General features: G+C 40.0%; 8 protein-coding genes and 2 rRNA genes (1 of these 10 cut by a window edge). All 10 read right to left on the bottom strand.

The window, feature by feature from the left end:
• Positions 1-29 precede the first annotated feature (29 nt).
• Complete coding sequence (gene ispD, locus NST14_RS00545) at positions 30-710, bottom strand: 2-C-methyl-D-erythritol 4-phosphate cytidylyltransferase (RefSeq protein WP_000288304.1); 681 nt, start codon at positions 708-710, stop codon at positions 30-32.
• 16 nt (positions 711-726) lie between these two features.
• A complete protein-coding gene (locus NST14_RS00540; protein ID WP_000919684.1) occupies positions 727-1,836 on the bottom strand; it encodes a PIN/TRAM domain-containing protein in 1,110 nt (369 codons plus the stop codon).
• A 160-nt stretch (positions 1,837-1,996) separates the two neighbouring features.
• Positions 1,997-3,070, bottom strand: coding sequence for a DNA integrity scanning diadenylate cyclase DisA (disA, locus tag NST14_RS00535; protein ID WP_000392171.1), 1,074 nt, complete (start codon positions 3,068-3,070; stop codon positions 1,997-1,999).
• A gap of 3 nt (positions 3,071-3,073) precedes the next feature.
• A complete protein-coding gene (gene radA / locus NST14_RS00530; protein WP_001085212.1) occupies positions 3,074-4,450 on the bottom strand; it encodes a DNA repair protein RadA in 1,377 nt (458 codons plus the stop codon).
• 96 nt (positions 4,451-4,546) lie between these two features.
• Positions 4,547-6,982, bottom strand: a complete 2,436-nt coding sequence (gene clpC, locus NST14_RS00525) for an ATP-dependent protease ATP-binding subunit ClpC (RefSeq protein ID WP_000971179.1) — start codon at positions 6,980-6,982, stop codon at positions 4,547-4,549.
• A gap of 22 nt (positions 6,983-7,004) precedes the next feature.
• Positions 7,005-8,069, bottom strand: a complete 1,065-nt coding sequence (locus tag NST14_RS00520) for a protein arginine kinase (protein WP_000050825.1) — start codon at positions 8,067-8,069, stop codon at positions 7,005-7,007.
• A 4-nt stretch (positions 8,070-8,073) separates the two neighbouring features.
• Positions 8,074-8,622 (bottom strand): UvrB/UvrC motif-containing protein, encoded by a 549-nt coding sequence (locus NST14_RS00515; protein WP_000128382.1) that lies wholly within the window; start codon positions 8,620-8,622, stop codon positions 8,074-8,076.
• Positions 8,623-8,795: 173 nt separating this feature from the next.
• The gene (gene ctsR / locus NST14_RS00510) at positions 8,796-9,257 is read right to left on the bottom strand and encodes a transcriptional regulator CtsR (RefSeq protein WP_001244563.1); all 462 of its coding nucleotides are present in this window, start codon (positions 9,255-9,257) and stop codon (positions 8,796-8,798) included.
• A gap of 206 nt (positions 9,258-9,463) precedes the next feature.
• Positions 9,464-9,579 (bottom strand): 5S ribosomal RNA (gene rrf, locus NST14_RS00505).
• Between the two features lie 49 nt (positions 9,580-9,628).
• Positions 9,629-12,019, bottom strand: a 23S ribosomal RNA gene (locus NST14_RS00500); it runs 532 nt beyond the window's last position.

Genomic DNA, 12,019 nt, shown 5'->3' with positions numbered 1-12,019 from the left:
CGAGCTTCTCTTCGCTATAATCATTGCTATCATTTCTTTTGAACGTGAAGAAAACTTTCAGCAATTAGTAAATCCTCTGGGGTCGTCACTTTAATATTATAGTAACTCCCCTCTACTACACCTACTTGCTTCCCGATACGTTCTACGAGACTTGCATCATCTGTACCAAGGAAACAACTCTGCTTCGCACTTCTATGAGCTTCTAACAAAAGAGAAACAGAGAACCCTTGCGGTGTTTGAACAGCTTTAAGTTGAGATCTTTCTACCGTTTCGACAACAACACCCTGCTCTACTTTCTTAACAGTATCTTTCACTGGCACCGCACAAATGGAAGCTCCATATTTTTCTGCTGCAGTTAATACATCTTGGATCACTTTATTCGTTACGAACGGGCGCGCACCGTCATGTACAAGAACATACTCAACATCACTCGTATGCTGAATCGCATTATATACACTATCTTGTCTTTCAGCTCCACCTTGAATAAATTGTACTGGCTTTGCAACCGGATACTTTTGCATTAACTCTTCAAAATACGGACGCTCTTCTTCGTTAATTGCCATAATAATATTTTTACATGCTTTATCCTGTTCGAAAGCACGTAACGTATGCACAATAATCGGTACTTCATTAATAAGTAAGAACAACTTATTTTTGCCAGCACCCATCCGCTTTCCTTGACCAGCTGCTGGAATAATTAATGTATACATATTAATAATCCTCTACTTATAATGCTTTTTCTAATAATTTACGTTTGGCAAAAATCATGCGCCCAGCCGACGTTTGTAACACACTCGTAACGAGTACATCGAGTTGTGAGCCTACATATTCTCTACCATCTTCTACTACAATCATCGTGCCGTCATCTAAATATGCTACACCTTGATTTTGTTCTTTTCCATCTTTTACAACATACACACTTAATTCTTCACCTGGGAGTACAACAGGTTTAATTGCATTAGCTAAATCATTAATGTTTAACACCGTTACCCCTTGTAATTCAGAGACCTTGTTTAAGTTGAAGTCATTCGTTACTACCGTTCCACCAGTGATTTTCGCCAACTTTACAAGTTTGCTATCCACTTCCTGAATATCATCGAAATCGCCTTCATAAATTTCTACCGGGATCGGCATCTCTTTTTGAATACGATTTAAAATATCTAATCCTCTGCGACCACGATTACGTTTTAAAGCATCAGAAGAATCGGCAATGTGCTGAAGTTCTTCTAACACGAATTGCGGAATGACAATTGTTCCTTCTAAAAACTTTGTTTGGCAAATATCAGCAATACGTCCATCGATAATTACACTTGTATCGAGAATTTTCCAATGCGCTAAAGATTCTTCTACCTCATTTTCTGGTTCTTCATTCTCACTATTATTATTTTTCTTCTTCCCACGTTGTGGTAATGTAAATAATCCTAGCAATTCATTCCTCTTTTTAAACCCTACTTGGAATCCTAAATATCCTAGTAAAAGAGTAAAGAACACTTGCAACACTGTACTAATAACTGGAATTGTAAATTCACGAATTGGTATTAAAATTAAATACGCAACAATAAGCCCAGAGATTAAACCTAATGTACCAAACAAAACATCTGCTACAGGCGCTTTTACAAGAGCCTCTTCAATATGCTTAATAAGTTGAACAATATAATCTACAAGCCAAAATGTTGTTAAAAATAAAATAATTGCACCAATAATTGCACGAACATACGATCCTTCCAATAAAGGAACGGCACCGATGTCTAATACATTAATAACTTTTGGGATTAAGTAAATCCCTAACGCTCCCCCGATTACTAAAAAGAAGAGCTGTACAATCCGTTTTAACATCCAACCACCTCCTACTCATTATTAACCATTGTTTCGCTAATCAAAACGCCGAATGCAAAAGCGGACGTGTTTTTTTATAAATAGTTTTATTTACCAATATATCATATCATATACCAAAATTGTTCTAGTGTCGTTATATTATGGAATCAATGTAATATTCTTAATTGTGTCTACTCATATAGAGATGCTCTTGAATTCTTTTTAGGCCTTCTCGTATTTTCTTCGCCCTGACTTCTCCAATTCCTTCCACATCATCTAATTCATTAATAGTTGCACGACAAACACCTTGCAAAGTTTTAAATCGATTAATTAAATTTTCAATGATAAGTGGTGGAACACGCGAAATTTTGCTTGTGATTCGGTATCCTCTCGGCGTCACACTTTCTTCTAAACTCGTTTGTCCTGGGTATCCAAGTAATTTAACTAAATCACTGTCCTCTAGAAGTTGTGTATTCGCAAGTTCTTGTAACTTTTTCAAAATTTGATGATGGTCTTGTGTTTTTTCTTGATAGTAATCTTTAATTAATAGCGCTGCCTCTGCTTCTAAGTCGGCTAATAGTTCCGTAAGTTGTAAACGAATTAACCTACCTTCTGTTCCCAATTCATGAATATAGCTCAATATTTCATTTTTAATACGTAGTACCATTTCAACACTATGTAAAACATGGACTACCTCGGACATTGTAACAACCTCTTCAAATTCTAGAATGCCCAAATTCGTAATCCCATCATTCCATACAGCCTTATATTTTTCTAACGTTTGGATAGCTTGATTCGCCTTTGTTAAAATAACGCCTATATCTTTTAGTGTATAACGTAAATTCCCTTGATATAGCGTAATTACGTTACGTCTTTGTGAAATAGCCACAACAAGGCTGCCTGTCTGCTTTGCTACACGCTCCGCCGTTCGGTGGCGCATACCTGTCTCAATAGAGTCAATAGATGACTCTGGAACTAACTGTGCGTTCGAAATCAAAATTTTACTTCCCGTTTCATTTAAAATAAGTGCCCCATCCATTTTTGCTAATTCATATAAACTAGCTGGAGAGAATGCACAATTAATATGAAAACCTCCATCAACAATACTTTTAATCTGCTCATTATATCCAAGAACAATTAATCCCCCTGTTTGTGCGCGAAGTACATTATCTATCCCTTCGCGCAGTGGTGTTCCCGGGGCCACAAGTTGTAAAATATTAATCATACTTTTGACACGTTGCTTGTTTTCTTCCATAGCCTAGCCTCCTAATGTCAAACGAAGTGCTTCTCCTAAATTAGATACACCAACTACCTCAATCCCATCTGGAATTGTCCATCCTCCCAAATTTTTTCTAGGAATAATAGCGCGTTGAAATCCTAATTTAGCTGCTTCTTGTACACGTTGTTCAATTCTTGATACTCTTCTTATTTCTCCAGTTAATCCTACTTCTCCTATTACTGCATCGGTTGGTGCCGTAGATTTATCTCTAAAACTTGAAGCTATACTTAAAGCGACAGCTAAATCAATTGCTGGTTCATCTAACTTCAAACCACCTGCTACTTTTAAATATGCATCCTGATTTTGCAATAATAAGCCTGTTCTTTTTTCTAGCACTGCCATAATAAGCGATACACGGTTATGATCAATTCCCGTTGCCATTCTTCGAGGGTTTCCAAAACTAGTAGGGGAAATTAATGCTTGTATTTCTACTAAAACTGGTCTTGTTCCTTCCATTGAGGCAACCACTGTTGATCCTGCAACCCCAACTGGTCTTTCCTCAAGAAAAATTTCAGAAGGGTTTAATACTTCTGCAAGGCCAAGCTCTTTCATTTCAAAAATACCCATTTCATTCGTAGAACCAAAACGATTCTTTACTGCTCGCAAAATGCGGTATGTATGATGACGGTCTCCTTCAAAGTAAAGAACTGCATCGACCATATGTTCTAACATACGAGGTCCTGCAATCGCTCCCTCTTTTGTCACATGTCCAACGATAAAAATAGGGATTCCTTTCGTTTTTGCAAGTTTCATTAATTCCGCTGTACATTCACGAACTTGTGCCACACTTCCCGGTGCTGATGTTACTTCAGGTAGATGTATTGTTTGAATAGAATCAATAACAACAAAGGCTGGGTTCACCTCTTCAATATGTGTTGCAATTCGCTGTAAGTCCGTCTCTGATACAACAAATAGATTACTACCATTTACATGTAAACGATCCGCACGCAGTTTAATCTGTTTTGCTGATTCTTCACCCGATATATATAGGACATCATATGAAGAATCCGCTAATTGTGATGATATTTGTAATAGTAACGTTGATTTTCCAATCCCGGGGTCTCCACCAATCAGTACTAAGGATCCATCTACAATCCCGCCACCAAGTACACGGTTAAATTCTTGAAATTTTGTTTCAATACGCGCCTCAGACTTTGTTTCCACTTCTGTTAGACGTCTTGGTTTTGTTACTTCTGTTTGAATTGCATTCGCATAATTAAGGCGCCTTGATGATACAACCGGTTCCATCTCTTCAACAAGCGTATTCCATTGACCACATCCAGGGCATTTCCCCATATATTTTGGTGACTGATACCCACACTCTTGACATGTGAATTTTGTTTTCTTTTTAGCCATATCGTTTTATATCTCACTTCACTTTCATCTATAAACAATTTATCCTTATCGTACAAGAAAGAGGGCTATCTCGTAGCCCTCTTAGTTTGTCTATACTTATTTTACCTTTTCAGCACTATGAATGACAAATGATTCTCCTTCAACATCAAAGATAACTTTTTGTCCTTTCTCAATAGCACCTTTTAAAAGTTCTTCCGATAGTCTATCTTCTACATGTTTCTGAATTGCTCTACGAAGCGGACGAGCACCGTACTCTCGGTCAAACCCTTTATCAGCAATAGCCGAAATCGCTCCTTCTGTTAAATGCAATTCAATTTCTTGCTCTTTTAAGCGATTTACTAACTGATTTACCATAAGTGTTACAATCTCTTGAATATGTTTTTTCTCAAGCATATGGAACACGATAATTTCATCAATACGGTTTAAGAATTCTGGACGGAATGCCTTTTTCAGTTCATCCATTACTTTACCTTTCATATCTGAATAATCGCGGCTCTCATCTTGTACGTTAAATCCAAGATGTTTATTACGTTTTAACGCTTCTGCACCAACGTTAGATGTCATAATAACAATTGTATTACGGAAATCAACTGTACGCCCTTTAGAATCTGTTAAGCGACCATCTTCTAATACTTGTAGTAAAATGTTAAACACATCAGGATGAGCTTTCTCTACTTCATCTAATAAGACAACTGAATATGGCTTACGGCGAACCTTTTCTGTTAATTGTCCACCTTCTTCATATCCAACATATCCTGGAGGAGATCCAACTAAACGAGAAGTAGAATGCTTCTCCATGTACTCAGACATATCGATGCGAATCATTGCATCCTCATCACCGAACATAGATTCTGCCAACGCTCTTGCTAGCTCCGTTTTACCTACACCTGTTGGTCCTAAGAAAATAAATGAACCAATCGGACGTTTCGGATCTTTCAAACCTGCTCTAGCACGACGAACAGCTTTCGCCACAGCTACTACCGCTTCATCTTGACCAATAACACGATCGTGAAGAATCGATTCTAAGTTTAATAATTTATCAGTCTCTGTTTGTGCAAGCTTAGAAACCGGGATACGAGTCCACGTAGAAACAACATTTGCAATATCTTCTACTGTCACTTCTGAGTTTTCTTTTCCTTGTTGCTCTTTCCATTGACGCTTCGTATCTTCTAACTTCTCACGTAAACGTTGTTCCATATCACGTAAGGAAGCAGCTTTTTCAAACTCTTGACTTTGTACAGCTGCATCTTTTTCTTTTCTAATTTCCTCAAGCTTCACTTCAAGCTCTTTTAGATTTGGTGGTGTTGTATAAGAGCGTAAGCGAACCTTTGAAGCAGCTTCATCAATTAAATCAATTGCTTTATCTGGTAAGAAACGATCTGTAATATAACGATCTGAAAGCTTTACAGCTGCATCAATTGCATCATCTGTAATAGATACGCGGTGATGTGCCTCATAACGATCGCGTAAACCTTTCAAAATTTGAGTTGATTCATCTAAACTTGGCTCATCAACGTGAATTGGTTGGAAACGTCTCTCTAAAGCTGCATCTTTTTCAATATATTTGCGATATTCATCTAACGTTGTCGCTCCAATACATTGTAATTCCCCACGAGCTAAAGATGGTTTTAAAATGTTCGATGCGTCAATAGCACCTTCTGCTCCACCTGCACCAATTAATGTATGAAGTTCATCAATAAATAGAATGATATTTCCTGCTTGGCGGATTTCATCCATTACTTTCTTCAAACGGTCTTCAAATTCACCACGGTATTTCGTTCCGGCTACCACTGTACCCATATCTAGTGTCATAACACGCTTATCTCTTAAAGTTTCAGGAACTTCATTATTTACGATTTGTTGTGCTAATCCTTCTGCAATTGCCGTTTTACCTACACCAGGCTCCCCAATTAATACAGGATTGTTTTTCGTTCTACGGCTTAAAACTTCAATTACACGTTGAATTTCTTTACCACGTCCAATAACAGGGTCTAAACGATTTTCACGTGCAACAACTGTTAAATCACGTGCTAAGCTATCAAGTGTTGGTGTATTTGCATTTGTTGAAGAACCACCTTGATGACCTGAACTTGCTTCATTACTTCCAAGAAGTTGCAATACTTGTTGTCTTGCCTTATTTAAGCTAACACCTAAGTTATTTAAAACACGTGCTGCTACCCCTTCACCCTCGCGGATTAAACCAAGTAAAATATGTTCTGTTCCAACGTAAGAATGACCTAATTTACGAGCTTCATCCATAGACAGCTCAATAACCTTTTTAGCACGCGGTGTATAATGTACGGTTTGAGAAGCTTCTGTTCCGCGTCCAATTAACGCTTCTACTTCTTTTTGAACTTTCTCCGGGCTTAATCCAAGAGCAATCAACGCTTTTGCTGCAATTCCTTCACCTTCGCGTACAAGCCCAAGTAAAATATGTTCTGTTCCAATATTGTTATGCCCAATACGAATCGCTTCCTCTTGAGATAAAGCTAATACTTTCTGTGCTCTTTCTGTAAATCTTCCAAACATCATAGAAATCGCCTCCTACTTGCGCTTAGTTTTTTTCAATACGTAATCGCTCACGGATTAAGGTTGCTCTTCGATAATCTCTTTCTTCTGGCCCTAAAGGTCCTCCCGCATATTGTTGTAAAATGCCTGGTTGTGTAAGAACCATTAGCTCAGTCAAAATATTTCTCGATATACCTTTTATATATCCTAAATCAATACCAAGTCGTAAATCTGATAAGCAATTGGCTGCTTCCGCAGATTGAATTAAACGACTGTTGGCTAGTATGCCATAAGAGCGATAAACTTTATCTTCAAGCTCAATACTTGAATTTTGTACAATTAATTCTCTAGCCATCTTTTCTTGCTGTATGATTTGTTGAATGACACTCTTTAAATCTGCAATAATATCTTCTTCAGATTTTCCTAGCGTCATTTGGTTTGACACTTGAAATATATTACCTAACGCTTCGCTACCTTCACCGTATATTCCTCTTACTACTAACCCTAATTTTTGAATTACTTGTATAATACGGCTAATTCTTTTCGTTAAAACGAGCCCTGGTAAATGGATCATTACGGAAGCCCTAAGTCCTGTACCAACGTTAGTAGGGCAGCTCGTAATATATCCAAGTGATTCATCAAAAGCATATTCAACCTCTTTCTCAATCCAATTATCTATTTGATTAGCACTTTGAAGTGCCTCTGATAACTGCAATCCTGAAAATAAGCACTGAATCCGAATATGGTCTTCTTCATTCAGCATAACACTAATATGTTCGTTTTCTGACAATAGACACGCTCCATATTCTGTTCCTGCAAGGTTGGGACTAATTAAATGCTTTTCAACTAATACTCTCCTTTGAAGAGGCGTTAATTCATTCATTTTTAATAGTTCAAACTCTCCAAAAGGTTCTACTGTTTTATTTATAAATTCCTTTTTAAATAATTCTTGAATCTGTTTAGCTTCTTCTTCGTTTTGCATAGTAGAGAATTGATATTTTTTAAAATTACGAGCCAAACGAATTCGACTACTTAAAACAATATCAGAATCAGGGCCATCTCCCTTCATCCATGGACTAATCGCTTCATTCATAATTTTGTCCAGTGACATAGAACTATTCCCCCTCTCTATGCTCACTAAGCTGAGTTTCAAGATTTCTAATTTTATCCCTTACTCCAGCAGCTTTCTCAAATTCCTCTTTCTGTACGTATTGTTTCAGAATGAGTTTTAGTTCATCTAATTCTTTCTTTAAGTGAATATTTCCTTCTATACGCTTCGGAATTTTTCCACAATGATCTGTATGCCCGCCGTGAAGACGTTTTAATAACGGCTTTAAATGTTCCTTAAATGTATCGTAACAAGAAGCACATCCAAAGCGTCCTACCTTTGTAAGTTGCTCATATGTCATTTTACAATTTGGACATCTTAATATATTTGTGTTCGAAAATCCGCTTTTTTCTTCTTCAAACATTGTTGATTCACCGTGTAATAACCCAGCAAATAAATCATGGAATGAAAAGTTAGACTGCGATGATTGAAAGAAAGACGTATAGCCACTTTGTTCTGCACATTGCTCACAAAGATGAACTTCCGCCTTCTTTTCGTTAATTACTTTTGTATAATGTAAAGTTGCTGGTCTTATATTACAGTTTTGACAAGTCATCACTATCCCCACCTTTACAACAGGAACGATCTATCTCATAGTACTTTTCATACATTACTAGACTGTTCACTTTCCTTTATTCGTTTACATAAAAGTGCGTGTTCTTTTTTCAAAACTTCTACAATATTTAACTGCCTTATCTTTTAGTTATTATTCTTTTACAAAAGCTGTATTTATTTATATTTCAGTGTTCTTAACATTGCGCATAATATTCGAGCCCTAAGTTCATCTCGAGAAGGAACATCCATTGATAATACAGAACGATCTAGTACGCTTAACATAAGTTTAGCTTCACGATTCGTTATGATTCCCTCTTCTATTAAACGTATAATCATACTCTCTGCATTTCCTTGCGCAACGCTATGATCAATCATATGAAGCATTTGATCAATAATGTCTATATCGTCATGCAGTTTGACTTTTATAATGCGAATGTAACCTCCTCCACCACGTTTACTTTCTACTACAAATCCTCTTTCTAACGTAAAACGGGTATTGATCACATAATTGATTTGAGATGGTACGCACTCGAATCGATCCGCAATCTCATTTCTCTTGATTTCAATCACATTATTATTACTTAAGTCAATAACTTGCTTTAGATATTGCTCAATGATATCAGATATATTTCTCATTTATCCGCCACCTTTATTGACTTTGACTATCTTTGACTTTAATTATATACGTATTAATAAAATTTGCAACTCTTTTGCTTATTTACTATCCTAGCCACATTCCCCTGTATTTAATCAAAATAATAATTATTTAAATACATTTTTTATTACTATGGATTATAAAAGAAAACACGAAAAAACACGAGTCATTTGACTCGTGCTTAGTTGCTTGGCGACGTCCTACTCTCACAGGGACAAGGTCCCAACTACCATCGGCGCTAGAGAGCTTAACTTCCGTGTTCGGTATGGGAACGGGTGTGACCTCTCTGCCATCATCACCAAACTATGAAGGCATATTCCTTCAAAACTAGATAACATTTGCTACATATTATATGGTTAAGTCCTCGATCTATTAGTATTCGTCAGCTCCACATGTCACCATGCTTCCACCTCGAACCTATCAACCTGATCATCTTTCAGGGATCTTACTAGCTTACGCTATGGGAAATCTCATCTTGAGGGGGGCTTCATGCTTAGATGCTTTCAGCACTTATCCCTTCCGCACATAGCTACCCAGCTATGCCCTTGGCAGAACAACTGGTACACCAGCGGTGCGTCCATCCCGGTCCTCTCGTACTAAGGACAGCTCCTCTCAAATTTCCTACGCCCACGACGGATAGGGACCGAACTGTCTCACGACGTTCTGAACCCAGCTCGCGTACCGCTTTAATGGGCGAACAGCCCAACCCTTGGGACCGACTACAGCCCCAGGATGCGATGAGCCGACATCGAGGTGCCAAACCTCCCCGTCGATGTGGACTCTTGGGGGAGATAAGCCTGTTATCCCCGGGGTAGCTTTTATCCGTTGAGCGATGGCCCTTCCATGCGGAACCACCGGATCACTAAGCCCGACTTTCGTCCCTGCTCGACTTGTAGGTCTCGCAGTCAAGCTCCCTTATGCCTTTGCACTCTACGAATGATTTCCAACCATTCTGAGGGAACCTTTGGGCGCCTCCGTTACACTTTAGGAGGCGACCGCCCCAGTCAAACTGCCCACCTGACACTGTCTCCCGGGTCGATAAGACCCGTAGGTTAGAATTTCAATACAGTCAGGGCGGTATCCCACCAGCGCCTCCACCGAAGCTAGCGCTCCGGTTTCAAAGGCTCCCGCCTATCCTGTACAAACTGTACCAAAATTCAATATCAGGCTACAGTAAAGCTCCACGGGGTCTTTCCGTCCTGTCGCGGGTAACCTGCATCTTCACAGGTACTATAATTTCACCGAGTCTCTGGTTGAGACAGTGCCCAAATCGTTACACCTTTCGTGCGGGTCGGAACTTACCCGACAAGGAATTTCGCTACCTTAGGACCGTTATAGTTACGGCCGCCGTTTACTGGGGCTTCAGTTCAGAGCTTCGCTTACGCTAACCCCTCTCCTTAACCTTCCAGCACCGGGCAGGTGTCACCCCCTATACTTCGCCTTACGGCTTCGCAGAGAGCTGTGTTTTTGCTAAACAGTCGCTTGGGCCTATTCACTGCGGCTTTCCGTTAAGAAAGCACCCCTTCTCCCGAAGTTACGGGGTCATTTTGCCGAGTTCCTTAACCAGAGTTCTCTCGCACACCTTAGGATTCTCTCCTCGCCTACCTGTGTCGGTTTGCGGTACAGGCACCTTTTATCTCGCTAGAAGCTTTTCTTGGCAGCGGGGAATCAAAGACTTCGCTCCATAAGGAGCTTCCCCATCACAGCTCAGCCTTTACGATAAGCGGATTTGCCTACTTATCAGCCTAACTGCTTGGACGTGCACAACCAATCGCACGCTTCTTCTATCCTTCTGCGTCCCTCCATTGCTCAAACGATAAAGAGGTGGTACAGGAATATCAACCTGTTGTCCATCGCCTACGCCTGTCGGCCTCGGCTTAGGTCCTGACTAACCCTGAGCGGACGAGCCTTCCTCAGGAAACCTTAGGCATTCGGTGGACGGGATTCTCACCCGTCTTTCGCTACTCATACCGGCATTCTCACTTCTAAGCACTCCACCAGTCCTTCCGGTCTGACTTCACTGTCCTTAGAACGCTCCCCTACCACTGATACCATTCGGTATCAATCCGCAGCTTCGGTGGTGTATTTAGCCCCGGTACATTTTCGGCGCAGAGTCACTCGACTAGTGAGCTATTACGCACTCTTTAAATGGTGGCTGCTTCTAAGCCAACATCCTAGTTGTCTAAGCAACTCCACATCCTTTTCCACTTAATACACACTTTGGGACCTTAGCTGGCGGTCTGGGCTGTTTCCCTTTTGACTACGGATCTTATCACTCGCAGTCTGACTCCTAAGGATAAGTCATTGGCATTCGGAGTTTGACTGAATTCGGTAATCCGATGAGGACCCCTAGTCCAATCAGTGCTCTACCTCCAAGACTCTTACACTTAAGGCTAGCCCTAAAGCTATTTCGGGGAGAACCAGCTATCTCCAGGTTCGATTGGAATTTCTCCGCTACCCACACCTCATCCCCGCACTTTTCAACGTGCGTGGGTTCGGGCCTCCATTCAGTGTTACCTGAACTTCACCCTGGACATGGGTAGATCACCTGGTTTCGGGTCTACGACCACGTACTAAACGCCCTATTCAGACTCGCTTTCGCTGCGGCTCCGCCTCTTCAGCTTAACCTCGCACGGGATCGTAACTCGCCGGTTCATTCTACAAAAGGCACGCCATCACCCGTTAACGGGCTCTGACTATTTGTAGGCACACGGTTTCAGGATCTCTTTCACTCCCCTTCCGG

It is taken from the genome of Bacillus sp. FSL W8-0519, from assembly GCF_038005585.1.
Lineage (GTDB): Bacteria > Bacillota > Bacilli > Bacillales > Bacillaceae_G > Bacillus_A > Bacillus_A paranthracis.
This window is presented reverse-complemented; position numbering and strand designations above follow the sequence as displayed.

Excerpts from the sequence above, each read along its gene's own strand:
- ispD (WP_000288304.1), bottom strand. The coding sequence starts at position 710 with ATGTATACATTAATTATTCCAGCAGCTGGTCAAGGAAAGCGGATGGGT.
- NST14_RS00540 (WP_000919684.1), bottom strand. The coding sequence starts at position 1,836 with ATGTTAAAACGGATTGTACAGCTCTTCTTTTTAGTAATCGGGGGAGCG.
- disA (WP_000392171.1), bottom strand. The coding sequence starts at position 3,070 with ATGGAAGAAAACAAGCAACGTGTCAAAAGTATGATTAATATTTTACAA.
- radA (WP_001085212.1), bottom strand. The coding sequence starts at position 4,450 with ATGGCTAAAAAGAAAACAAAATTCACATGTCAAGAGTGTGGGTATCAG.
- clpC (WP_000971179.1), bottom strand. The coding sequence starts at position 6,982 with ATGATGTTTGGAAGATTTACAGAAAGAGCACAGAAAGTATTAGCTTTA.
- NST14_RS00520 (WP_000050825.1), bottom strand. The coding sequence starts at position 8,069 with ATGTCACTGGACAAAATTATGAATGAAGCGATTAGTCCATGGATGAAG.
- NST14_RS00515 (WP_000128382.1), bottom strand. The coding sequence starts at position 8,622 with ATGACTTGTCAAAACTGTAATATAAGACCAGCAACTTTACATTATACA.
- ctsR (WP_001244563.1), bottom strand. The coding sequence starts at position 9,257 with ATGAGAAATATATCTGATATCATTGAGCAATATCTAAAGCAAGTTATT.